This window comes from Rhodoferax sp. GW821-FHT10B06, from assembly GCF_059415605.1.
Genome location: NZ_JBWKNO010000015.1, coordinates 60,193 through 83,633, shown reverse-complemented (window position 1 = coordinate 83,633; position 23,441 = coordinate 60,193). Strand labels below are relative to the sequence as shown.

The 23,441-nt window shown below is 64.1% G+C and carries 25 protein-coding genes; 9 read left to right on the top strand and 16 right to left on the bottom strand.

The genetic code is table 11. The features are described 5' to 3' along the window. Positions 1–137 precede the first annotated feature (137 nt). Positions 138–575 (top strand): EamA family transporter, encoded by a 438-nt coding sequence (locus AC07O2_RS20175; protein WP_495234155.1) that lies wholly within the window; start codon positions 138–140, stop codon positions 573–575. A gap of 15 nt (positions 576–590) precedes the next feature. Here the strand turns inward: AC07O2_RS20175 and AC07O2_RS20170 are convergent, their stop codons facing one another. Continuing rightward, positions 591–1,370 carry an N-acetylmuramidase domain-containing protein gene (locus tag AC07O2_RS20170; RefSeq protein ID WP_495234154.1) on the bottom strand — a complete coding sequence of 260 codons (780 nt, stop codon included), beginning with the start codon at positions 1,368–1,370 and terminating at the stop codon, positions 591–593. Between the two features lie 38 nt (positions 1,371–1,408). Here AC07O2_RS20170 and AC07O2_RS20165 point away from each other — a divergent pair, with 38 nt between their 5' ends. The 3 genes from AC07O2_RS20165 (at position 1,409) to AC07O2_RS20155 (ending at position 2,564) form a co-directional block, all read left to right on the top strand. Further along, entirely contained in the window at positions 1,409–1,672 is a 264-nt protein-coding gene (locus AC07O2_RS20165) for a hypothetical protein (protein WP_495234153.1), read from the top strand. Positions 1,673–1,700: 28 nt separating this feature from the next. Beyond that, positions 1,701–1,979: a hypothetical protein gene (locus tag AC07O2_RS20160; protein WP_495234152.1), complete on the top strand. Its 279-nt coding sequence runs from the start codon at positions 1,701–1,703 to the stop codon at positions 1,977–1,979. A gap of 276 nt (positions 1,980–2,255) precedes the next feature. Continuing rightward, entirely contained in the window at positions 2,256–2,564 is a 309-nt protein-coding gene (locus tag AC07O2_RS20155) for a BON domain-containing protein (protein ID WP_495234151.1), read from the top strand. A gap of 94 nt (positions 2,565–2,658) precedes the next feature. On the opposite strand, the gene AC07O2_RS20150 is transcribed toward AC07O2_RS20155, so the two are convergent. The 10 genes from AC07O2_RS20150 to AC07O2_RS20105 all read right to left on the bottom strand — a co-directional run bounded on the left by AC07O2_RS20150 (position 2,659) and on the right by AC07O2_RS20105 (position 11,402). Further along, complete coding sequence (locus AC07O2_RS20150; protein ID WP_495234150.1) at positions 2,659–4,158, bottom strand: protein adenylyltransferase SelO; 1,500 nt, start codon at positions 4,156–4,158, stop codon at positions 2,659–2,661. Between the two features lie 88 nt (positions 4,159–4,246). Continuing rightward, complete coding sequence (locus AC07O2_RS20145; protein ID WP_495105554.1) at positions 4,247–5,278, bottom strand: GGDEF domain-containing protein; 1,032 nt, start codon at positions 5,276–5,278, stop codon at positions 4,247–4,249. Between the two features lie 164 nt (positions 5,279–5,442). Further along, positions 5,443–6,450 carry a lipopolysaccharide heptosyltransferase II gene (gene waaF / locus AC07O2_RS20140; protein WP_495234149.1) on the bottom strand — a complete coding sequence of 336 codons (1,008 nt, stop codon included), beginning with the start codon at positions 6,448–6,450 and terminating at the stop codon, positions 5,443–5,445. Continuing rightward, a complete protein-coding gene (locus tag AC07O2_RS20135) occupies positions 6,440–6,646 on the bottom strand; it encodes a zinc-finger domain-containing protein (protein WP_116607525.1) in 207 nt (68 codons plus the stop codon). Before AC07O2_RS20135 ends, waaF begins: the two co-directional genes overlap by 11 nt. Further along, positions 6,643–7,587: a branched-chain amino acid transaminase gene (locus AC07O2_RS20130; protein WP_495234148.1), complete on the bottom strand. Its 945-nt coding sequence runs from the start codon at positions 7,585–7,587 to the stop codon at positions 6,643–6,645. The genes AC07O2_RS20135 and AC07O2_RS20130 overlap by 4 nt, the downstream gene beginning before the upstream one ends. 52 nt (positions 7,588–7,639) lie before the next feature. Continuing rightward, entirely contained in the window at positions 7,640–8,989 is a 1,350-nt protein-coding gene (locus AC07O2_RS20125) for an ATP-binding protein (RefSeq protein ID WP_495234147.1), read from the bottom strand. Continuing rightward, positions 8,986–9,657 carry a winged helix-turn-helix domain-containing protein gene (locus AC07O2_RS20120; RefSeq protein ID WP_495234146.1) on the bottom strand — a complete coding sequence of 224 codons (672 nt, stop codon included), beginning with the start codon at positions 9,655–9,657 and terminating at the stop codon, positions 8,986–8,988. The genes AC07O2_RS20125 and AC07O2_RS20120 overlap by 4 nt, the downstream gene beginning before the upstream one ends. Positions 9,658–9,677: 20 nt before the next feature. Further along, positions 9,678–10,409, bottom strand: coding sequence for a cytochrome b/b6 domain-containing protein (locus AC07O2_RS20115; RefSeq protein ID WP_495234145.1), 732 nt, complete (start codon positions 10,407–10,409; stop codon positions 9,678–9,680). A gap of 40 nt (positions 10,410–10,449) precedes the next feature. Then, the gene (locus tag AC07O2_RS20110; RefSeq protein ID WP_495234144.1) at positions 10,450–10,977 is read right to left on the bottom strand and encodes a diheme cytochrome c; all 528 of its coding nucleotides are present in this window, start codon (positions 10,975–10,977) and stop codon (positions 10,450–10,452) included. Positions 10,978–11,000: 23 nt separating this feature from the next. Next, positions 11,001–11,402: a DUF1924 domain-containing protein gene (locus AC07O2_RS20105; RefSeq protein WP_495234143.1), complete on the bottom strand. Its 402-nt coding sequence runs from the start codon at positions 11,400–11,402 to the stop codon at positions 11,001–11,003. Positions 11,403–11,583: 181 nt separating this feature from the next. Between AC07O2_RS20105 and AC07O2_RS20100 the strand changes: the two genes are divergently transcribed. Further along, a complete protein-coding gene (locus AC07O2_RS20100) occupies positions 11,584–12,852 on the top strand; it encodes an MFS transporter (RefSeq protein WP_495234142.1) in 1,269 nt (422 codons plus the stop codon). Here AC07O2_RS20100 and AC07O2_RS20095 read toward each other — a convergent pair. Continuing rightward, on the bottom strand, positions 12,849–13,619 hold the full coding sequence (locus tag AC07O2_RS20095) for a metallophosphoesterase family protein (RefSeq protein ID WP_495234193.1): 771 nt from the start codon (positions 13,617–13,619) through the stop codon (positions 12,849–12,851). The genes AC07O2_RS20100 and AC07O2_RS20095 overlap by 4 nt on opposite strands. Next, the gene (gene radA, locus AC07O2_RS20090) at positions 13,619–14,989 is read right to left on the bottom strand and encodes a DNA repair protein RadA (RefSeq protein ID WP_495234141.1); all 1,371 of its coding nucleotides are present in this window, start codon (positions 14,987–14,989) and stop codon (positions 13,619–13,621) included. The genes AC07O2_RS20095 and radA overlap by 1 nt, the downstream gene beginning before the upstream one ends. A gap of 296 nt (positions 14,990–15,285) precedes the next feature. On the opposite strand from radA, the gene AC07O2_RS20085 reads away from it, so the two are divergent. Together AC07O2_RS20085 and AC07O2_RS20080 are read left to right on the top strand one after the other, a co-directional pair. Continuing rightward, the gene (locus AC07O2_RS20085) at positions 15,286–17,376 is read left to right on the top strand and encodes an EAL domain-containing protein (protein ID WP_495234140.1); all 2,091 of its coding nucleotides are present in this window, start codon (positions 15,286–15,288) and stop codon (positions 17,374–17,376) included. A gap of 258 nt (positions 17,377–17,634) precedes the next feature. Further along, positions 17,635–19,356, top strand: a complete 1,722-nt coding sequence (locus AC07O2_RS20080; RefSeq protein WP_495234139.1) for a GGDEF domain-containing protein — start codon at positions 17,635–17,637, stop codon at positions 19,354–19,356. Here the strand turns inward: AC07O2_RS20080 and AC07O2_RS20075 are convergent. The 3 genes from AC07O2_RS20075 to AC07O2_RS20065 form a co-directional block, all read right to left on the bottom strand. After that, the gene (locus tag AC07O2_RS20075; protein ID WP_495234138.1) at positions 19,348–20,517 is read right to left on the bottom strand and encodes an MFS transporter; all 1,170 of its coding nucleotides are present in this window, start codon (positions 20,515–20,517) and stop codon (positions 19,348–19,350) included. The two genes, AC07O2_RS20080 and AC07O2_RS20075, sit on opposite strands and share 9 nt — an antisense overlap. Before the next feature lie 58 nt (positions 20,518–20,575). Next, positions 20,576–21,169, bottom strand: coding sequence for a helix-turn-helix domain-containing protein (locus AC07O2_RS20070; protein WP_495234137.1), 594 nt, complete (start codon positions 21,167–21,169; stop codon positions 20,576–20,578). A gap of 61 nt (positions 21,170–21,230) precedes the next feature. Continuing rightward, on the bottom strand, positions 21,231–21,908 hold the full coding sequence (locus tag AC07O2_RS20065) for a DUF3313 domain-containing protein (RefSeq protein ID WP_495234136.1): 678 nt from the start codon (positions 21,906–21,908) through the stop codon (positions 21,231–21,233). Positions 21,909–21,992: 84 nt separating this feature from the next. Here AC07O2_RS20065 and AC07O2_RS20060 point away from each other — a divergent pair, with 84 nt between their 5' ends. Beyond that, positions 21,993–22,478, top strand: a complete 486-nt coding sequence (locus AC07O2_RS20060) for a hypothetical protein (protein ID WP_495099767.1) — start codon at positions 21,993–21,995, stop codon at positions 22,476–22,478. Further along, on the top strand, positions 22,475–23,428 hold the full coding sequence (locus AC07O2_RS20055; protein WP_495234135.1) for a DUF2145 domain-containing protein: 954 nt from the start codon (positions 22,475–22,477) through the stop codon (positions 23,426–23,428). The genes AC07O2_RS20060 and AC07O2_RS20055 overlap by 4 nt, the downstream gene beginning before the upstream one ends. Positions 23,429–23,441: the final 13 nt, after the last annotated feature.

Genomic DNA, 23,441 nt, shown 5'->3' with positions numbered 1-23,441 from the left:
GCCCCGAAGATGCAAGCCCAATAGCCCTCTGGCGCACGTAATACCTGCGCAAGCAGCTATTTTTTACATAGCAATCACGCACAGCCGGGCGGCGCAGATGCAGAATCGGCACCACCCCGTTTGCGAAAGGCCACCCCATGCTTGACTCCTCCCACGGCTGGTTCTTCTGGGCCGCGCTATCGGCCTGCTTTGCGGCGCTGACGGCGATCTTCGCCAAGGTGGGCATACAGGGCGTGGACTCGGACTTCGCCACGCTGGTGCGCACGGCCATCATCGTCTGCCTGCTGGCGGTGTTTGTAGGCGCCACCGGCAAGTGGATGGACCCGCGCAACCTGTCGCCCCGCACCCTGCTGTTCCTGGGCCTGTCGGCCCTGGCCACGGGGGCGTCGTGGGTCTGCTACTTCCGGGCATTGCAGAGGGGCCAGGCCTCGCAGGTGGCACCGGTGGACAAGTTCAGCCTGGTGCTGGTGGCGGTGTTTGCCTTTGCATTCCTGGGCGAGCGCCCCTCGCTGCGCGAATGGGCGGGCATCGGCCTGGTGGCCAGCGGCGTGCTGGTGCTGGCAATCAAACGCTGAGCAGGCCCGGGCTGCTCACCAACCCAGATCGCCCCACAGCCGCGCCTGCGTGGCCGCGTCGATGGCGCCACTGACCGGCAAGCCAGCCTGCTGCTGGTAACGCATCAGCGCTCTCTGGGTGGCGGCGCCAAACCAGCCGTCCACAAAGCCGTTACCGCCGTAACCCAGCACCATCAGGCCTAGCTGCACACCGCGCACCGTCAGGTCAGGCATGGGGCCTTGCAGATAGCGTTTATGGAACAGGTCCAGCTTCTGGTCGTACTTGTTCTTCTGGAAGTCCGTGCCGTTGTAGTGCAGGGCGAACTGGGCCCAGTCACCGCGGCGCAGGCTGTCGGCCAGGTTCGCGTGCTGCACAAAGGCCGCCATGGCGCGGAGCTGGGCATCTTCCGAGTCCTGCGAGGCGGCGACCAGCGCGGTCACATTGGCGCAGCCAGCGGCCACGGCGTTGAAACCCATGATTTGGCCCAGGCCCCAGGAGGTGCTTTGCAACGCGGCGTCGGCGTCCAGCGCCATAGCCTGGGCCAGGCGGTCGTACTGCGGGGCGCCGCCTGCACCATAGCCCCCGGCAACCGGGTTGCTGATGCCCGAGGGGTCGGCGTCAAAGCGGCCATGGGTCAGGCGGCTGAACCAATGGCGTTCAAACAGGATCTTGGGTCGGCGGTCCGGCAGAAAGCCGCAGCCGCTGGTCTCCACCGTCAACACGGCCCATAGCGCGGGCTGGTCTACACCCAAGGAGCCTGCAGCGTTGGCAACGCCTTGGGCGGTCAAAGGGCTGGTTTTTCCGGTGAACACCATGGCACAACTCCTTGATGCAAAGGATGACGCGGCCGCTATTGAACGCCGATTTCAGCGGCAGCGCTACACCCACCCTTGAAGCCACAAGCCATTTGACCCGCCAGCGCAGGTATTGCCTGCGCTGGCAGCTAGCAAAACGAGAGCATTTAAATCAGACCTTTGAGGCGCAGCAAGCCGAAGGCGATAACGATGCTGCCGCGCAGGATTACAAAACTTTGCAGGCACTGGCGTCGGCCAGAGCTCCAGCCGCAGGCGTTGTAGACACATGGAATTCAACACTCCATACCCGTGACAACCGATAGACCCAAGCACTACTTTCCAGGAGCCACCATGCAAGCCAAGACCCTGATCGCCGCCTTCGCCCTCGCTGCCGCCAGCGCCGCCAGCTTTGCCCAGGCCCCCGCCGCCACACCTGCGGTAGCCCCCGCCACCGCGCCAGTGGTGAAGACCACCGCTGCGCCCGCCAAGCCCGTGCACAAGGTCGTAGCCAAGAAAGTGGTGAAGCACCCCATCCACAAGGTGGCCCATGCCCCGGTGAAGGCCGACGGCAAGCTGAGCAAGACAGCCCACCACCCTGCCACCAAGCACAAAATCCTGCACCACGCATAAGCCCGTCTGCGTGACAAAAAGGAAGGAAGAGGAAGCCCGCCGTAACGCTACGGCGGGCTTTTTTTATCTCAGATTTGAAATATGAAGAAATCGGCCTGCAGCGCAGCCTGTACCTGCGCATGCGGCTATCAAATGCATAGTTTTCAGCATGCCTAGGGTTTCACCCTAGATTGCAGTTGAAATCTGGCGTGCGTGCCCCGCAACACGCCATTGGCGGCGGCTTGGGAAGATCAGCCCATCGCACCGATCTTGGTGCACCACCCCAAAGGATTCACCATGACACGCACTTTCAACCGCATCGCCGCTTCCGCTCTGTTCGCCCTGGCCGCTGGTGCCTTCTTGCCCGCACATGCTGCGACCAATGACGCTGACCTGGCCAGCTCGGTCCAATCCGCTCTGAGCAGCAGCCTGGGCAGCGACGCCAAGGACCTGACGGTAACCGCACAAAACGGCTCCGTCACCCTGCACGGCTGGACCCAAGGCCCGGTGGAAGAAGCCAAGGCCCGCTTCGTCGCCAGCAAGGTGCCGGGCGTGGCCAACGCCTACAGCGCGGTGCGCACGTTCTCGACCGATAACGACGAGTAATCTCCCACCCGCAGCTCCCAGCGGCTATATGCCGCCCAGCGCTGATGGATCCAACGGCACCTGCTATTGCAAAGATAGCAGGTGCCGTTGGCGTTCAGGTGCCGCAAAAGGTGCGGTAGCCCTGCTGCGTGGCGGCCGGCGCGGGCTCGGCGTAGGCGGCAAAGTCGGCCTGCGCATCGAAGGGGCGCGACAACACGGCCAGCAGGCGTTCGAACGGGGCATAGTCGCCGCGCTCCACGGCAGCGGCCAGGGCTTCTTCAACCCGGTGGTTGCGCGGGATATAGGCCGGGTTGACTTGGCGCATGGCCTGGGCACGCTGCGCGGCCGGCATGGGGTCCTGGCCCTGGCGGGCGTGCCAACGGGAAAGCCAGGTATCCAGGGCGCTGGTGTCGCTGAAGCGGGCCCGCAGTGCCTGGGCCGCCGGGCTGCCGGGCGCATCCACCAGGTCGGCCAGAGCGCGGAAGGCCTGGGTGTAGTCCACCGACTGGTCCTGCAGCGTGGCCAGAAAGCCCTGGGCCAGCACCAGGTCGTCTTCTTGCGCGCTGGCCAGGCCCAGTTTGCGGCGCATGCCGTCCAGCCAATGCTGCAGGTAGCGGTCGGGGAACAGGTCCAGCACCTCGGTCACCAGGGCCACGGCCTGGTCACCATCGGCGTGCACCAGGGGCAGCAGGGTTTCGGCCAGGCGGGCCAGGTTCCAGCGGGCGATGGCAGGCTGGTTGCCGTAGGCGTAGCGGCCCTGGTGGTCGATCGAGCTGAACACCGTGGCCGGGTCGTACTGGTCCATGAAGGCACAGGGGCCGTAGTCAATGGTTTCGCCAGACAAGGCCATGTTGTCGGTATTCATCACACCGTGGATGAAGCCAACCAGCATCCACTGCGCCACCAACTGCGCCTGACGTTCGCATACAGCCTGGAACAGCGCCAGGTAGGGGTTGGCGGAGCTGGTGACGACCGGGTCGTGCCGGGCGATGACGTAGTCGGCCAGCTTTTTTAGCTGCAGCGCTTCACCCTGCGCGGCGAAAAACTGGAAGGTACCGACGCGGATATGGCTGGCCGCTACGCGGGCCAGCACGGCGCCGGGGGGGGCGCCATCGCGGCGCACTTTTTCGCCGGTGGTGACGGCCGCCAGCGCGCGCGTAGTGGGAATGGCCAGTGCATGCATGGCCTCGCCCATCAGGTATTCGCGCAGCACCGGGCCCAGCGCGGCCTTGCCGTCGCCGCCGCGTGAAAACGGTGTGCGGCCCGAGCCCTTGAGGGCGATGTCGCGGCGCCGACCGTGCATGTCGATCACCTCGCCCAGCAGCAATGCCCGGCCATCGCCTAATTGGGGAGAAAACCCACCGAACTGGTGACCCGCATAGGCCTGGGCCAGGGGCTGAGCACCGTCGGGCACACGGTTGCCGGCAAAGATGGCCGCACCTTCGGGGGAGTCCAGGGCCTCGGCATCCAGACCCAGCTCGGCCGCCAGGGCGTGGTTGAGTTTGACCATGGCAGGCTGGGGTACCTGGGCCGGTTGCCAGGGTGCGTAGAAGCCGCTCAGTTCGCGGGCATAGCTGTTATCAAAACGGAAGGAGACGTCGGTCTCAAGGGGCATGGCGCGGCTTTCGGGGTAGCGGGGCAGGGAGAACCCTGTATACCCCTACTTTAGGCTAAAGCAGCCGCGTGTAAAACGAGCTGACTGTTTAGAACAATTCGACGTCGTTATGCGCTATATCAGCAACCTGTAGACGACCACCGGACATCAGCTCTTCATAGAAGCAGACCTGGTTGCGGCCGTGCTGCTTGGCGTAATACAGGGCCTGGTCGGCGTGGCCAAGGATTTCCACCGGTGCACCCTGGCTGGTGCCGGTAAAGCCCACGCTGACGGTAACGCGACCCACCTGGGGGAAATCGTATTCTTCAATGTTCTGGCGGAAGCGCTCAAAGATGCCACGCGCGTGCTCCAGGTCGGCCGAGCGCAACAGCACTACGAATTCCTCGCCACCAAAACGGAAGATGCGGTCGTTGCTACGGAACGAGGAGCGCAACAGGTTGGCCACCAGAATCAGCACCTCGTCGCCGTACACGTGGCCAAAGCGGTCGTTGACCAGCTTGAAGTGGTCAATGTCCACCACGGCCAGCCACTGGGTGTCGCCGTGGGTACGCCGCTCGCCAACCGGCCCAACGGCGGTATTGCGGGCATAGCGTGAGAACTGCTCGTCAAAGGTCTTGCGGTTGAACAGGCCGGTGAGCGCATCACGCTCGCTGTAGTCCAGCAGGCTCTGGTAGTTGCGGTAGACCTCGATGATGCCGTGGATCATGTCGATGGCCTGCGCGCTGTAGGCCGTGTCGTTGGTGATCTCGATGCAGGAGACGATCTTGTTGTCCAGCCGCACTGGCAGCCACAGGATATCGGAACCATCGGCCTCAAGGCGCTGTACGCGGTCGGTCTGCTGGTCTATGCACTTGGCCAGCTCGGGGTAGTCACTGAGCAGGTCGAAATTTTCATCGCTGCTGTTTTCTTCTATCGCAAACACCTGGTCGTGCTCCAGCAGCAGATGCGGCCGCACGTAGGTCACATCGTCCTGCGTAAGAAATTCCAGCTTGCGGATGCGGCGTATGCCCATCAGCTGGCGCAGCGCCGAAACCACGGACAGCTCCAGCCGGGAGTGGTCACGGTGGCCGGTGATGTCTACCAGGTGCTGCAGAACGGGTGTGAGATTCTTGGGTGTCATCGCGATCAATGGGGCAAACACTTCTCTGTTGTTTATCCAAGAACCTGGAGCGGCTGCAGGCTCTGGTTCCGATGTGCGGTACCTAGCCGCTGTGGCGGTGGACTGTAACAGCTTCTTTTAAAACTGCCACCACGCGATGTGTATACACCGCCTGCGGCAGTTTCTCATGCTAGCGCATGCAATACCCGTTCCGGCCCCACGTCTACCAGACAGCGTGTGTGTCCCAAGGGGCAATTCCGCTGGAAGCACGGCGCGCAATCCAGCGGTGGCTGGTAGGTCGCATCCTGCTTCAGCCACAGCACGTGGGCATGGTCGTTCAGCGGCGGGGTGTGCAGCGGACTACTGGAGCCGAACACCGCCACCTGGGGCACGCCAAAAGCCGCCGCCACGTGCATCAGGCCGGAATCGTTGCTCACTACACTTTTGCTAGCAACTATCGCAGACAGCGCCTGCGCTAGCGTGGTTTTTCCTGCAAAGTTCATGGCCCAGCCGGGGCGTACGGCGTTCACCGGACCGGCAATTTCCTCGCACAACGCATGCTCCTTGCCCGAGCCCAACAGCACCACCGGCACGTCCAGCTGCTGGGCCAGGGCCGCAAAGTGCGCAGCCGGCCAGCGCTTGGCAGGGCCAAACTCGGCGCCCGGCGCAAACACCACATAGCCACCGATCTGCAAGCCCAGCGCGGCCAGGGCCTGGGCCACCGGCTGCGCATCCAGCTGCAGATGCGGGCGGTCCTGCTCCAGTCCGGTTTCACCGCTCAGGGCCGAGTAGTAAGCCACCATGGGCGGGCGCTCGCCCTTGGGCGGATTTGGCAGGCGCTGGTTCAGCAGCACCAGGCGAGATTCACCTACATAGCCGATGCGGCGCGGAATACGTGCCAGAAACGGCAACAGCGCGCTTTTGAGCGAATTCGGCAGCACATAGGCGGTATCGAAACGGCCCTGGAGTTGCGCCGCCATTGCGCGGCGCGCTTGCCACTGCAAGCCGCCATGCTGAAAGGGAAAGTCAATGACCTCGGCCACCTGCGGCATGGCGCGGTACACCGGCGCCACCCAGGGCAAAGCCCCCACCGTGAGCCGCTCGCCGCGCGCATGCAGGCGGCGCATCAGCGGCTCGGTCATCACCGCGTCCCCAATCCATTGGGGCGCGATGACCAGGGAGTTAGTGGCCACCGCCGAAGTGTTCGCCGGCTTTCAGCGCATAGACCGTGCCGCAGTACGGGCACTTGGCCGAGCCGGTGTGGGCCACGTCCAGATACACCTTGGGGTGGCTATTCCACAGCTTCATGTCGGCCTTGGGGCTGGGGCAGAACACGCCGCCTTGGGCGTTCAGGTCTTTGGCCAGGAGTTCAATATTGGCGTTGCTCATGCGGAAACCTTCGTCAGCCAGTGGGCGTATTTGGGGTTGCGGCCATTGACGATGTCAAAGAAGGCCGTTTGGATTTTTTCGGTGATCGGGCCACGGCTGCCGCTGCCTAGTTCAATGCGGTCGAGTTCGCGGATGGGCGTGACTTCGGCAGCGGTGCCGGTGAAGAAGGCCTCGTCAGCGATGTAGACCTCGTCGCGGGTGATGCGCTTTTGCACCACTTCCAGGCCCAAGTCCTTGCAGATGTGGAACACCGTGTTGCGGGTGATGCCGTTCAGCGCGCCGGCCGACAGGTCGGGGGTGTAGACCACGCCGCCCTTGACCACGAACAGGTTCTCGCCCGCGCCTTCGGACACAAAGCCGTTGGCGTCCAGCAGCATGGCTTCGTCGTAACCGTCGTCCGTGGCTTCCATGTTCGCCAGGATGGAGTTGGTGTAGTTGCTCACCGCCTTGGCCTGGGTCATGGTGATGTTGACGTGGTGGCGGGTGTAGCTGCTGATCTTCACACGGATACCGCGCTTCATGCCTTCTTCACCCAGGTAGGCGCCCCAGGGCCAGGCAGCGACCATCAGGTGGATGGTGTTGCCCTTGGGGCTGACGCCCAGCTTCTTGTCGCCGATCCAGGTCAGCGGACGCAGGTAGCCAGATTCCAGCTTGTTCTCGCGGATCACCGCGCATTGCGCTTCGTTCACCTGTTCCTGGGTGAACGGGATCTTCATGCGCAGGATCTTGGCGCTGTTGAACAGGCGCTCGGTGTGCTCCTGCAACCGGAAGATCGCCGGGCCGTTCACCGTGTTGTAGGCCCGCACGCCTTCGAACGCGCCGCAACCGTAGTGCAGGGTGTGCGTCAGCACGTGGATCTTGGCATCGCGCCAATCGACCATCTGGCCGTCCATCCAGATTTTGCCGTCACGGTCAGCCATTGAAGGGGGAAGCGGGGACATAGCGGTTCCTAAGAAGTTCTTGTGGGGAATGGGGAGCGATTTTACGGTCTAGTCAAATGCCGACGAGCGGCCAGCACACCGTTACCGCCAACCCGCCCAGCGCTTCGGAGCGCCCCACATGGATTTGCGCACCCGATACATCGGCAATACGCTGCACGATAGACCAGCCCAGACCGCTACCGGGTTGGTCCTGGCCCAACACGCGAAAAAAACGCTCGCCCAGCCGGGTGGCATCGGCCTGCGACATACCGGGGCCGCTGTCCTCCACCCGCAGCTGCACTTGGCCATCCTGCGGCTGTACCGCCAGGTGAATGGCAGCGCCAGGCGGGCTGTAGCGCAGGGCGTTGTCGATGAGATTGCGCGCTAGCACACCCAGCAGCAGGCCATCGCCAACGACCGGAGCCACCGCCTGCGCATCCAGTTCCAGCACCTGTTGGCGCTGCAGGGCGGCGGGCGCCAGGTCGGCGGCCACGCCGCGCACCACGGCACCCAGGTCCACCTGGCTCTGGCTGGCCGTCGGCGAGGCCTCCAGCCGGGCCAAGGTCAATAGCTGCTCCACCAAACGGGTGGCGCGGTCGCAGCCGGCCAGCGTGGCCCCCAGGGCATGCTGCAACTGGGCCGCGTCGCCTCCAGCTCCTAGCGCCACCTGGGCCTGGGCACGGATGGCGGCGATCGGGGTGCGCAGCTCGTGGGCGGCATCTGCAGTAAAGCGGCGCTCGGACTCCACCATACGGTCTATGCGCGCAAACAGGGCATTCAAAGCCTGCACCACGGGCTGCATTTCCGTGGGCATATCGGGCAGCACCACCGGCTCCAGCACCTGCGGCTGGCGCCGGCCCAACACCATGCTTAGCAACCGCAGGGGCGCCAGGCCTTGCCGCACCGCCCACCAGCATGCCAGCGCCAACAGTGGCAGGGCAAAACACAGGGGCAGCAATACGCTGCGCAGCACAGCCCACAAAATGGAGGCTCGTGCATCGGTGCGCTCGGCCACGTAAACCAGCACATCGTGCTTGACCCCACGGGTGGCAAATACCCGCCATTCCTCGCCATCGGCCAGGCGGATGGTCTCAAACCCTTTGCGCAGGGTGGACATGGGCTGTTCACCGGCATTGGCCGAGCGGATCACCAGCAGCCCTTCATGGAATACCTGAAATGCTACCCGGGGGGCGTATTTGTGCAGCGAAGGCGCGTCCACCACGTCATCGTCGTCATTTGGCACAGACTGCTGCGCTACCAGCAAGGAGGCTGCCTGGGCCAGATGGCCGTCCAGCAGCTCATCCAGCTCACCGCGCGCATCCAACCAGGTAAAGGCCGCAGCCCCGAGCCAGACGCACACCACCATGCCCAGCACCAGCGCCAGCAGGCGGGCCTGCATGGACGGAAATCGGCGCAAAGTCATGCCGAATCCGAAACGCGCTGTACGGTATAGCCCACGCCTCGCACGGTTTGCACCAGGTCGGGGGCGAGCTTGCGCCGCAGATGGTGGATGTGCACCTCGATCGCGTTGCTATCTACTTCATAGCCCCAGCTGTACATCTGCTGCTCCAGCTGCTCGCGGGACATCACCCGGCCGGCATTGCGCATCAGCGCATGTAGCAAATCGAATTCGCGCTGGGACAGGGTAACTGTCTCGCCGTCGAGCATGACCTGGCGGCCAGCCGGATCCAGCTGTACCGGTCCGCAGCGCAACAGGTCCTGCACCTGCCCATGGGCCCGGCGCACCAGGCTGCGGAGACGTGCAGCCAGCTCGTGCAGGTCCACCGGCTTGACCACATAGTCATCTGCCCCCAGGTCTAGGCCCAAAATGCGGTCGGGTACGGCGTCGCGGGCAGTGAGTACCAGCACCGGGGTGTTGCAGCTGCGCTGGCGCAAGGCTTTCAGCACCGCCAGTCCGTCCTGCTGCGGCAGGCCCAGGTCCAGCACGGCGGCGGCATAGTTGCCGGTAGCCAGCTCTCGCTCGGCAGCCAGGCCATCGTGCACCCAGTCCACTTGAAAGCCTAGCTGGCGCAAACCGGCACGCAGGCCGTCACCCAGGATAGGGTCGTCTTCGGCCAACAGAATGCGCATGGGGTACCGATACCAAGTGTTTAGTCATCATTGTCCCCACCATGCTGGCCCCATGCCTGGACATAGATCAAACCATGGGGCGATTGCTGCCACTGCCATGCCCAGAAGGCCAACACCGCGCTGAGCAGCAAGGCTGCCAGCAGCCGGTGCTTGCGCTGCACCAAGTCCAGCCCAGGGCCTTCGACTCGCCCGGTCAACATGTTCGAGGCCACGTTCTTGCGGCGCAACACGCTCAGGCCGGTGATCACCGCCAAATGCCCCAGCACCAGGACCAAAAAGGCATTGGCCATGAACTCGTGCAGCTCTTCCAGTACATCGCCCCCATTGCCCCATTCGCTATAGCTGGCGTAGCCCGACAGCGTCAAGGGCAGGGCCAGCCCCAGCAGGCCGACCACCGCCAGTGCCATCGCCAGGTTCTGGCCCTGACGCCAGTTCACCTCCTTGGCCTGCAGCAGCCCGCTCAGCCACTGGGGTAGGCCCGCGAGCTTACGCAGCATAAGGGACAGACGTGCCTGCCGGGGGCCAAACAGGCCGTACAACACCCGAAAGACCAGCAAGCCCGCCATGGTGTAGCCCAGGGTCACGTGCAGCATGCGCCATTGCTCGCCCTCGGCGCTCAAATAGGCGCCCAGAAAGCTCAGGGCAAACAGCCAGTGGAAGACGCGGGTGGGCGCATCCACCACCAGGCGGGTGCGGGGCCGTGCGGTGCCACCCGATGCGGTGGGGGCAGACGAAGAAGTCATGGCGTTCATGGTGGGCTTTCGGGTTCGGTGTGTGCTTCAGATGTGTGCTTCAGTCTTCCCAGTTGCGGCGAAAGCGCGCATCCAGGCCTTTGGGAAATTGAATTTCGGATTCGCGAAAGCTGCCCTTGGCGGCTGCGCTGTGGCATGCGGCGCAGTTGGCTGCGCTCTTGACGGCGGCCTGCTTCCAGATTTGCGCATCCACCTCGCGGTGTTTGCGCACAAACCAGGCCGACTGGGTGATGCGGTCTTGCGGTGGCGGCTCGCTCACGCGCTTGTAGGTACCGGCATTGGCCTGCAGCCAGGTGCTGATCTCACGCACGCTGGCCTCGTCCAGAGACGCGTCGGCGCCGTAATGCTTGTCCAGCGCGCCCATTGAATGCCGCCACGATGCGGCGGGCAGCATGCCGGGCGGATAGGCAATATGGCAGGCCGCGCATTCCTGCTGGAATTTGGGCAGCGGCGCGGGCACGGGCGCGCGGGAGTCCGCTGAGACACCAAAGGACAGCAGTGCACTTGCCCCTACCAAAGCAAGCAAGACAGGACCTGAGGCACGGCGAAAGATGGAAGAAATAGACATGGCGGTTTCTCCTAGACTGAGCATCAGCGCTTGAGGCTGATCAACCAGGCGAGTACATCGGCTTTTTCGGCGGCACTGCATTCACGCGCCAACACGTCATTGCAGTTGCGGCGAAACCATTTTTCGGTCTTGGCCGCATCGGTAAAACGTGCCGGATTGAAAGCCGGCGCCAGTGGACTAATGGCTTTGCCGGTACTGGCGTGTTGGCCCTCCACCGTGGGAGACGCCGTGTGGCAGGACGCGCAAGTCCAGTCCTTGCCATGCCGGGTGGTGAACAGTTGTTGTCCGCGTGCGGCCTGCGCCGGTGCACCCGCCTGTGCAGAGTAACCCGCCAGTTGTTCAGCCGGCGTAGTGGCATAGGTCCACGGAGCCAATACCAGGCTGGCCCCTGCCAGACAGCGCCTAAAAAAAGTGAATGTACGCATTGCGTCCTCCATGGGTTGCCATGGTAGGAAGCGCAGATTATCGAAAACTTAAGGGGGCGCTTCGCGCCTACGAACGTGTTCTGAGTGCCTGCTTTTCAGGTGCCATGCCCCCGTGAATAACGGGGGCAGGTATCGCCAAGCGGCAACCCGCGCCTAGCCTGTGCTGCCTAGAATTTCCCGAATGGCCAACCCTCCCGCATCCATCGGCCCCACACCCACACCCACACCCACACCCACACCCACCGACTCCGACTTTCCGCACTGGCAACGCAACCTGTACGTCTGCCTGTTTGGCTCTTTCACCACCGGCGTGGCGATGACCTTGCTGCTACCGTTTTTGCCGCTGTACCTGGAGCAACTGGGCGTGCAGGGCCACGCGGCGCTGGCCCAGTGGTCGGGTCTGGCCTTTGCTGCCACCTTTCTCAGCGCCGGCCTGGTAGCGCCGTTATGGGGCCGCATGGCCGACCGCTATGGCCGCAAGCTGATGCTGATCCGCGCCAGCCTGGGCATGGCCATCACCATGGCGCTGATTGGCGTGGTCGATACCGCCTGGCAACTGGTCGGCCTACGCCTGCTGGCCGGACTGGTGGGCGGCTACGCGTCCGGCTCCACGGTGCTGGTGGCCACACAGACGCCCAAGGAACGCACCGGCTGGGCGCTGGGCACGCTGTCCTCCGGCTTCATGGCGGGCAATCTGCTGGGCCCCCTGGTGGGCGGCAGCCTGCCGCCGCTGATCGGCATACGTGCCACCTTCTTCCTGGCCGGCGGAGTGATCTTCATTGCCTTTTTGGCGACCTGCTTGCTGGTCCACGAAAAGCGCCCGGTGCGCGCGCCGCGCACAGCAGCTTCCCCGCCGCGCCAGGGCCTGTGGGCGCAGATCCCGGATCGCCGCCCGGTCTACGCCATGCTGCTCACCGGCCTGCTGCTGACGCTGGCGCATATGTCGGTGGAACCCATCATCACCGTATATGTGGCGCAGCTGCTGCCCCCCGGTGGCGCGGTCACCTGGTATGCCGGCCTGGCGATGTCAGCCGGCGCACTGGGGAACATTCTGGCTGCGCCCCGCCTGGGCAAACTGGCCGACCGCGTGGGCTACCACCGCGTCATCGTGGGCTGCCTGCTGGTGGCGGCCGCGTTGCTGCTGCCGCAGGCCTTTGTGACGAATGTCTGGCAGCTGCTTGTGCTGCGCTTGCTGATGGGCGCGGCGCTGGCCGGCCTGCTGCCCTGCATTGCCAGCGTGATCCGACGCAGCGTGCCAGCGGCGGTGGCTGGTGGCGTACTGGGTTATTCCACCTCCTCACAGTACGCCGGGCAGGTAGCGGGGCCGCTGCTGGGTGGCCTGGTGGGCGGACACATCGGCATGCGCGCGGTGTTCCTGGCGACCAGCGCTCTGATGCTGCTGGGGGCGGTGGTGGCCCGCCACGCTGGCAAAGCCGTAGCAGCGGCCTAACGCATGGCCCAGCCCGTGCGCAACGCATAAGCCCAGTCGGGCCGGCCTCGGCTGTCGGCCAGATCGGCCTGGGCCCCGTGGTCATAAGGCACAGCGCGCAGATCAACCCGCCAGCCCGCCGCACAGCGCTGCACCACGGCGTAGCGCGCATGCGGCGTGCCGACCTCCACCACATGCGGGTGCGGGTGCACGTCGTCGTAGGCCTGCAGACCCACGCTGCCAGGGTTGACGACCAGCGTATCGCCGACCTGCACCGCACGCGGCACATGCGTGTGGCCGCACAGCACCAGCGAAGCCGGCACACCACCCAAGCGGGCCGCCACCTCCAGCTGCGTGGCAGCACGCAGGCCGGTGGCATGGCCTTGGCCGAAACCGGGCTCGGTGGTCTCCAGCCAGTAGTCCAGGTCACTATGGGGTGTGCCGTGGCATAACAGCACATCCGGCGTCAACGCCAGGCTCGCCGGCAATGTGCGCAGCCAGCGGATGTGCTCGGGCCGCAGCTGGGCGGCGGTATAGCCGTCGGTGTCCAGTGGGTCCAGCGGCCGGCCTTGGTCCAGCAGCGCCAGCACCTGGCGCTCGTGGTTGCCACGGATGATGGGTAGGTTCTGCGCCATCAGCAGGTCGGCGGTCTCGGCCGGCTGCAGCGGGCCGCTGAGCAGGTCGCCCAGATGCACGGTCTGGTCGACACCCTGGCGCGCCACATCGGCCAGCACGGCCTGTAACGCCAGCAGATTGCCGTGGATGTCGGAGAGCACGGCCAGTTTCATCATGTCAGGCTCCGCACCACTTCCATTGCCTGCTCGACCCGCTCCACTGCGTGGATGGTCAGGCCCTCAATGGGCTTCTTCGGCGCATTCGCCTTGGGCACGATGGCCACGCTGAAGCCCAGCTTGGCGGCTTCTTTCAGGCGCTCCTGGCCGCGCGGCGCGGGGCGTACCTCGCCGGCCAGGCCGATCTCGCCGAAAGCGATAAAGCCCTTGGGCAGCGCCTTGCCACGCAGGCTGGAGGTAATGGCCAGCAGCACGGCCAGGTCGGCTGCGGGCTCGTTGATGCGCACGCCGCCCACGGCGTTGACGAACACATCCTGGTCCATGCAGGCCACGCCGGCGTGACGGTGCAGCACGGCCAGCAGCATGGCCAGGCGATCTTTGTCCAGGCCCACGCTGAGGCGGCGTGGACTCGGCCCGCCGCTGTCGACCAGCGCCTGGATCTCCACCAGCAGCGGCCGCGTGCCTTCCAGCGTCACCATCACGCAGCTGCCGGGCACCGGCTCGGGGTGCTGGCTGAGGAAGATGGCGCTGGGGTTGCTCACGCCCTTCAGGCCGTGCTCGGTCATGGCGAAAACGCCGATCTCGTTGACCGCGCCAAAGCGGTTCTTGATGGCCCGTACCAGGCGGAAGCTGCTGTGGGTGTCGCCCTCGAAGTACAGCACCGTGTCCACCATATGCTCCAGCACGCGCGGGCCGGCGAGAGCGCCCTCTTTGGTCACATGGCCGACCAGCACGATGGCCACGCCGCTGGACTTGGCGGCGCGCGTCAGATGCGCTGCGCATTCGCGTACCTGGGCCACCGAACCGGGGGCGGAAGTCAGCTGGTCCGAATACACGGTCTGGATCGAGTCGATCACCGCGATCTGCGGCCGGTGGGTTTGCAGGGTGGCGAGGATCTTCTCCAGCTGGATCTCGGCCAGCACCTGCACCTGGCTGTTGACGATGCCCAGACGCCGCGAACGCAGTGCCACCTGGGCGCCGCTCTCCTCGCCTGTCACGTACAGCGTCTTCTGGCCCGAGCGCTGCAAGGCGTCCAGCGCCTGCAGCAGCAAGGTGGATTTGCCGATGCCCGGGTCGCCGCCGATCAGCACCACGCCGCCTTCGACGATGCCGCCGCCCAGCACCCGGTCCAGCTCATCCAGGCCGGTGGGCGTGCGCTCGAAGTCGCTGGCCTCGATGTCGGCCAGGGCCATCACTTCGGCGGTCTTGGCGAGTGCGGCGAAGCGGTTGTTCTTGCTGGACGCGGCCGGCTCGGCGATGGATTCGATCAGCGTGTTCCAGGCCTGGCAGTGCGGGCACTTGCCCAGCCATTTGGGCGTGGTGCCGCCGCACTCGTTGCAGGTGTAGATGGTTTTTTCTTTGGCCATGCCGGGACTATAGCCGAAGGCTGTTCAAAAACACAGTATCACAGATTTGACAAATTTCACGCAACCCGTTTTGTTAGGACGCAGCAGCTCGCCACATCGTTACCACATGGCATACCATGTATCAATTTGTGTTTGGCGTCAGACACTTCCGCCAGTAACGTAAGTTGCGAATACAAGACGTCATGCACCTCCAACCACCACCATGGCGATCCTTGCTCTCAATGCAGTCATCTGCTTCCCTGCTGGGTAGCGTGGTGGCTGCAATATCCGCATTGCCGCGGAAGCTGCGCTCCCGCTTGACGCTCTGGACGGTCGCGGTACGGGACAGTTTTGTAGTGCTGCTGCCACTCACATTTTTCGGGGTTGCCGCAACCCTGCTGGGCAACCTCCCCTTCCCTGCCATACATCGCCTGATAGATCCGATCCTCGGTCCGGGATGGCAGGCGGCTACCCAAAGCGTGGTCAATGCCACCAGTGGCGTCTTCGGTCTCGCGCTAGCGGTGGTGCTCAGCATGCAGCTGGCACGCCGACTGCCCGTACGCGAAGGGGAAGAAGCACTGCCGCAAACCTGGACGGGCGTTGCCACGCTGATGAACTTCATGCTGTATGTGATGCTCAGCAGCACACCGTCCCTTGCCGTGCTGGGGCATGACTCAATGCTACTGGGCATCGTGATCGGACTGGTGACGCCCGAATTGTTGCGCCTACTGGCCGCCCTGCCTGCATTGCGCCGGATATCTCCTGCCTATGACAGCGATCCAACCTTCTACTATGCCGTGCGCATGACGCCACCATTGATGATCGTCAGCCTCACCGTGGTACTGGCGGCTGAGGTGCAAGCAGCCTTGCCGCCCCTGGGAATGCACTGGTTGGCCGTACTGCCTCCGGCGATCAACGCCTGGATGGATGCGGATTGGCTGCTTAACAGCGGCGCAGTGCTATTCAACCAACTCCTTTGGTTTTTTGGCATCCATGGCGGCAAAGTATTGGACCAGCAGGCGCAGGCACTCTTCGGCGTAGCAGGTTCCGCATACACACCAGCGCTAGCCTGGCGCCCACTTATCGACATATTCGTACATATGGGCGGATCCGGTGCCACATTGGGCCTCATTCTGGCCCTGCTGGTGTCCCGACGTAAGAGTCCGTTCCAGCGGCTGGGCTTGGTGTCTCTGCTGCCGTCACTCTTCAACATCAACGAACTTCTGATTTTTGGGCTGCCAATTGCGCTCAACCCGATATTCCTGCGACCTTTTTTGCTGGCACCACTGGCACTGACCGGACTGGCGCTGACGGCAGTACACACCGGCCTCGTGCAAATGCACAACATCGCCATACCCTGGACAACACCGCCGCTGCTGTCGGGCTACCTGCTCACCGACTCCTGGCGCGGCGCGGCTTTGCAGGCGGTGGGCCTGCTGGTGAGCACGCTGATCTACCTGCCCTTCGTGCGCCAAGCCGACGCACGCAGGGTGCGCGACCAGGCGGAAACTTTCGACACAGCCACCCAAGTCATCGTTTCCCAAAGCAGGCAATATTTGCGCTCGGTACAACGCAACGACCAGGTGGGCCTGATTGCCCGGGGCCTACTTCTTACCCTGACGCGCGACCTGGGCACGCCAGCCGTTACGCTGGCATTCCAGCCCAAGCATGATTGCAGCGGCGCGGCGGTCAGCATGGAAGCATTGCTGCGCTGGACACATGGACGCCATGGGCCGATCCGCGCCGATGTAGCCGTGACGCTGGCCGAAGACGGGGGACTCATCCGGCGCCTCGGCGCCTGGGTACTGGAAGAGGCTTGCGCACGAAAGGCGCATTGGAATACGGTCGGCCTGTCGCACATCACGATGGCAATCAATGTCTCGCCGTTCCAGCTCAACGACCCCCAGCTACCGGAGTTGATCGCCCACTGCCTAAAGCGGTACCGGTTGGCCCCGAACGAAATTGAGCTAGAGATCACCGAGAGCCAATCCATCCCGGTTCACAAGGTAGTGGACCAGAACCTGGCTCAGATCGTCTCCACCGGCGTTTCTCTCGCCATGGACGACTTCGGCATGGGCTATTCATCGCTACTGCACATGCGGCGCTTCCACATCCATGCCATCAAGATCGATGGATCGCTGACCCGCGATGTGCTGACCAATCCCACAAGCTGCGACATCATTCGCTCAATTGGCGCGCTGGGGCGTTCGCGGCAGGTCGAAGTGGTGGCAGAGTTCGTGGAAACCATGGAACAGCGCGATGTGTTGGAGACATTGGGTTGCAACGTTTTCCAAGGCTATCTGTACAGCCCGCCGCTGCCTGCCGCGGCCTGCGTCGAATACCTGCTGGCGCACAGCACCCATCGCAACAACGCCGCACTGCCGGCAACACCGCCCCTCATGGCTTGAGATGACCCACAAACTGCTTAGACAGGAAATCGATAGATGACACAACAAGACCCTGGTTTCGTATCCCGTCGGGGCTCGCTCGCCTCGCGTGCCCTCCGGCTGGCTTTATTGCGTATCGGCCTGGTCTCACTATGCGCTGGCGCGATTTCCTATTTTGTCAACCTGTCCTCGATTGAGCAGTCTGTTACCAGACAGCTGTTTTTGTCCACCGAGCAAACATTGCAAAGAGAGTCATTGCCGTTTCAAGAAATCCAGAATTTGCAACAAAATTTTCTGGATGAATTCAAGCTTATCCGTGACCGGCCGGGCATGAATGCCACTCTGGCGCGTGACTTCGACCAAATTTTCTACCGCCATGAGGACGGCTCCTATACGCAGCGTCCGATGCTGTTCGAAGGTCAAGCGCTGGCCGATGGCCGCCGCTTCGCCGGCATGTCGGCAACCTATGCACCCGACACACCGCCCAACGACGACACCAAAGCACGGTTTACGCTGTCATACATGCTGTCTCACAAATACGGCTCCAGCACCAAGGGCCGGCTGTTCAATTTTTACGGCGTGGTGCCTGAAAAAGGCTTTCCCATCTACCAGGACGCCGACATCTCCAAGGTGTTTACCTACTCAGGCCCGGATGCTCTCAAGCTTGAAACCTTTGAGTTCTACGAGCGTGGCTTTGGTTCACCGAGCAACAGCACATTGTTTACCCGCATTTACTGGGACCCCTCCAACAATGCCTGGATGACCACCATCGCCACGCCCGACGTGGCCGATGCGTCTGGCAAGCACCACATCCTGGCCTGCGTCGATGTGCTGTTGGACGAACTCATGAAACGCACCGCCAAGCCCGTCATGCAGGGCGCCTACAGCACCATCCTGATGGCAGACCGCGAAGGCACACTGCTCTACCACCCCAGCGTCATGGAGCAAGTCAAAAGCAGCGAGGGCAAAGCGTCCATCCAGTCGCTCAAAATGGCCCACGACTACCCGCTGTTGAGCGCCATTCCATCGTTGCTCCCTGGCAAGGCAACGATCGTGCAAGAGCATGACGACATCATTGCGATGGGCATCATCCCAGGAACGCCCTGGGTGCTCGCCGTCCACTATCCAAGGGCGCTGATGAGCGCGGCCATTCTTGACAACCTGGTCATCGTGATCGCCCTCGGACTGCTCACACTGCTGGTTGAAATTTTTGTCCTTCGCTCCATTTTGCAAAAGCAGGTAGCCATTCCACTGTCTCGCCTGATGCATGCAACGCGACGGGTCGGTGTATCCAAAGAGCGCTTGGACCGGGACGTCCTGCCGATCCAGTTCAACGACGAAATCGGCGAACTAGCCAGGGACTTTGCGAGCATGGCAGAACGCATCCAGGACGCGCATGAACAGCTGGAAATCAAGGTACAGGACCGCACCGCCGCGCTGGAGGAAGCCAATCGCAAGTTGATCGCACTGAGCTCCACTGATGGACTGACCGGTATTGCCAACCGCCGCCATTTCGATGAAGCTTTGGACAGCGAATGGCGGCGAGCCCAGCGTTCGGGGGCACTTTTGTCGCTGGCGATGATCGATGTGGACTGGTTCAAAAAATACAACGACCACTACGGACACCAGACAGGTGACGATTGCCTGCGCAGCGTTGCCCAAATACTGGAAGCCCACGCCCTGCGGGCGGGCGATATAGTGGCCCGCTACGGCGGGGAGGAGTTTGTGCTGATCGCCACCACAGTCCATCCTGACAAAGCACTGCAGCATGCCCAGGCCCTATGCCACGCGCTTGAGAAAATGGCGCTGCCACATGCTGAATCGCCCTTCGGCTACGTTACGGCGAGCATCGGCGTGGCAGTCATGGCCCCTGCGGAGGGGCTGTCACCAGAAGACTTGTTGAAACAAGCCGACCAGGCTCTCTACCGCGCCAAGGCCCAGGGTCGCAATAGGGCTGTGCTGGCAGATATGCCGCCACCATCGTCCCCGGCTTCAGATTGAAATCGACCGTTGGTAGCGGTGCACACCTACTGTGGCCAAACACAATCCCAGCAGCGCAAACACCAGCACCGGCAGCACCATGCCCACGCCGCCTAAATTGGCAATGGCGTAGGCAAACACCGGCGGGCCCAGGGTAGAGCCCAGGTTGCCCATCTGGGCCACAGCGCCGGTGGCGCGGGCCTGCACCGCTGGCACCTGGCTCAGGCTCGGAATCAGCGCGAACGAGGCCCCACCCGCCAGGCCCACCACGTACACCAGCAGCAGGGCCATCGGCGCGATGGGCCAGGCCATGCCCAGGCAGCCACCCAGGGCCAACCCGGCCAAGGCCACACCGGCAAACGCGGCACGTACCAACCAGGCCGGCGCCAGCACCGACTGCGCCAGCCAGCCCGCCGAAAACGTGCCGGCAATGCTCACCAGGGGCAGCACTACGGCCAGCCAAGGCCGGTCCGCCCCGGCCTGCTGCGGAATGAAAGTCAACAGAGCCAGTGCAGTAACGGTGTAGAAAAAGAAACAGCAGCCCGGCAACGCCGTAGCCCACTGGCTGTAAATGCGCGCGTGCAGCTGCGGCAAGTCGGCCAGGCGTGGCCAGGGCTGGGCCGGGCCATCCGGCGGCAGCATGCACAGCACGGCGACAAACATCACGGCCATGCCGATGGCATGGGTCAGCAGCAACCCGCTGAGCTGGAACTGCGCCAGCACCCAGCCGCCGCCGGCCGCCGTCAGCGCAAACGCCACGCCCACAAACGTGCTCCATAGCCCCATGGCAATGGCACGATGCCGTGGCGCGCTGTGCTGCATGATCAGCGTGGGCGCGGCCACCACCACCGCCAGCTGTGACACGCCTTCCAACAGCCGCGTCAACCACAGCAGGGCAAACGGCGGCGCCAGGGATTGCAGGCCGGCCAGGGCCGCACCCAGACCCATGCCCAGCAGCAGCAGGCGCCGGTAGCCCAGGGCCGGCGCCAGCAGGCCCACGGTGACGCCAAACACCAGGCCGACCATGCCCACGGTGGACAAGATCCAGCCCATGGCCGCCGGCGTGGCTCCGTAGGCCACCTGCAGGGCCTGGAAGGCAAACGAGACCTTGGAAAACTGCATGGCCGCCAACACACCACACAGCCAGAGGGTGATGACGCGGGGCCAGGGGATGGAAAGCATGGGGGGATTCAACATCGCCCGATGTTGGCGGCGCCCGCCCGGGGCGTCAACGCATAAGTTATGCGTGGCAAGTCAGCGTGGTGCACAGCCGCGCAGGCACGCCGTTGGCCAGCCACACCCGCTCCCACAGCATGGTGCTGGGGCGTATCTGCAGGCCCTCGGTGCGGGCGGTGCGCACCTGCACGGTGACGGGCGCGGGAGCCTCCTGTTCCCACCAGCCGCTGGCGGCCAAACTGGCCTCGGCGGCAGCGATGTCGTCGGTGGCAAAGCGCCACAGCGAGGTGTGCAGCAAGCTATGCGCTGAGACGCCCCAAATCTGCTGGCGCGGCAAGGACGCGGCCAGCAGCCGGTGGTCCACATCGGTAACCAGATGCGCAGGCTGGCTGCAGTGCTGCACCAGGCGCTGCAAGGCGGCGTCCTGCGTGGGCAGGCTGGCCAGCAGCTGCAACACGGCCCGCATGGCCCGCGCGGACGGTTGCAGCGCGCCCGCCTCCCAGCGCGACACAGTGGCCTGGTTCACGCCGGCCAGCCGGGCGACCGCGTCCTGCTTCAGGGCCTTGCTGCGGCGCAGGCGCCTGAGCCGTTGGCCGAAGGATGGCAGGCCAGCCGCGTCTGCGTGACTGGCCAGAAGGGAGAAAGCGCAATCCGTCATGCCCGCCATACTATCAAAATAGTAGCGGTCTGCGCACGTTCTACCTGCGCCAGAGGCCTCTTTATTGCAAATCGCGCAGCAGTTGCTCGGCGCCTATCTCGATGCCGGTCTTGGCCGCGCTGAGGGCACCCACGGTGGCGGCCACGTTCATGGCGTTGGGGTGCTGCTTGGCCACAAAAGCCTGGACCAGGCGGTTGCTCATGGCGTCGTAGATCTCCACGGAATAGCTGACCGAGCCCATGAAGATGCCCTCTTTGCCGCGTGCGGACTGCACGGCGTTATAGGGCAGGCCAAACAGATCAAAGCGGGTGAAGGTGGACACCACGGGGGTATTCGTCGTGGCGCCGGTCAGCGTCAGCTTCAGGCGCAAAGCGCCCGGCGCCGCCGTGCGGCTGAGGCTGAAGCGCTTGGCCAGCTGCTTGTTGAACTCGGTCGACATGTACTGGGCAAGTTCGTGCCTGTCGGCCTGGGGCAGGTCGCCGAACTGGTTGTCGGCGCCGTCATAGACCGACACCGGCTCTACCAGTACCGCCTTGTAGTCATTCCAGTTGACGGCGGAGCGGTAGACATACGGCCTTTGCTCGGCGTCATCTTGCGCATTGGGCTGCATCTGCGGGGCAGAGGCCAGGCCGGTGTAGGCCGGCGTCCGGGTAACGGCACAGCCCGTGGCCAGCAGAGCGCCGGCCAGAACAAGGGCCGAGGTAGCCAGGGATGAAGCCAGGGTGCGTGGTGTGTGCATGGTGATTCCTTAGTTAATGAACGATCGATCGGTATCAATGGTACATTACTAACGACCAATCGTTCACTAACCAAGGAACACGCTATGAAAATCCATCAACAGCCCGCCCCTCTCCCGCTGACCGGCGCCATCCTGGCACTGGGCATAGGCCTGGGCTGGGGCCTGGCCGGCACGGTCTATGCGGAAAGCTTTACCTCCTCCGCGTCCAGCGCGGCATCCACCTCCAGCGCCAGCATCTCGAACTCGCTGGACGGCTCCAGCGATAGCTCGTCGCACAAGGAGAAAACCGCCGCTGGCGACTACCGCATCACCGAGGTGGCACAGGCCCCGGGCGGCAATGGCCTGCTCCGGGTGAAGATGCGCACCGACGCATCGGAGCAGACACTGGCACTGAACCTGCCAGAGGCCGTCTTCCAGGCGCAAGCGCTGCAGGTCGGCGACGTGGTCCGCGTGGAACGCCCAGCCTATGGCTTTGCGTTCGCCCGCGCCGACGCGCACGAGCCGTTCTACCTGGTGCTGGCCGACGACTGGCACGGCGAGCTGGCTGCACGCCCCGTGACGCAGCTGTGACGCCATCCGCTTGGGCGGCCATTGCACTGGCCGCCGCAGCAGGGCTGTGGATGCCCGCTGCACAGGCGGCCTCCGGCGCTTCCGCGGCATCGCGGTTCTGCGACCGCACCGCCGCGCTCACCGCCGCAGAGCAGGACCGGCTGCTGCGCTTCAGCGCCGTGGTGCGCGATGCGCTGTCTAACCTGGGTGTGGGCAGTGGTGGCAGCGGCATGGGCGACGATGCTGGCGCCGTGCTGATCAGCCGCTCGGGGCTGAACCTGTCGCAATTCCAGATCCGCTATTCGCATGCCGCGGTGGCCTGGAAGGGCCAGGGCAGTAGCTGGACCGTGCGGCAGCTCTACTACGCCTGCGACGAGAGCCGCCCCCGTATCTACGACCAGGGCCTAGCCGGCTTTGTGGTGGGCACGGACAACCCGGCGCGCGGCTATATCTCGATGGTGACGCTACCGCCGACGGCCGCCGCCCAGCTCAAACAGGCCGCGCTGGACGACGGCCGTGCGCTGGGCCTGCTGGCCAGCCACTACAGCGCCAGCGCCTATGCCTACGGGCTGCGCTACCAGAACTGCAACCAGTGGCTGGTGGAGCTGCTGGCCGCCGCTTGGGGCGATCTGCCCCAGGGCGACAAGCTGCGCGGCCGCGCCCAGCGTTGGCTGGCCGAGGCGCATTACGCGCCAGAGCCGGTACGCGTCACACACTGGCAAATGTTTGCAGCCAACTTCATACCCCTGCTGCATGTGGACGACCACCCGGCAGACGACCGCTACGCGCTGGCGCTGCAGATCAGCCTGCCCGCATCGGTGGAGAACTTTGTGCACCAACGCCTGCCAGACAGCCAGCGCGTGGAGATTTGCCACGACGGCCAGAACGCCGTGGTGCACCGCGGCTGGACGGCCGCCGCGCCAGACTGTGTGGCCATGCCAGGCGACCGCATCGTGCCGCTACGGCCGTAGCGGCACGATGCAG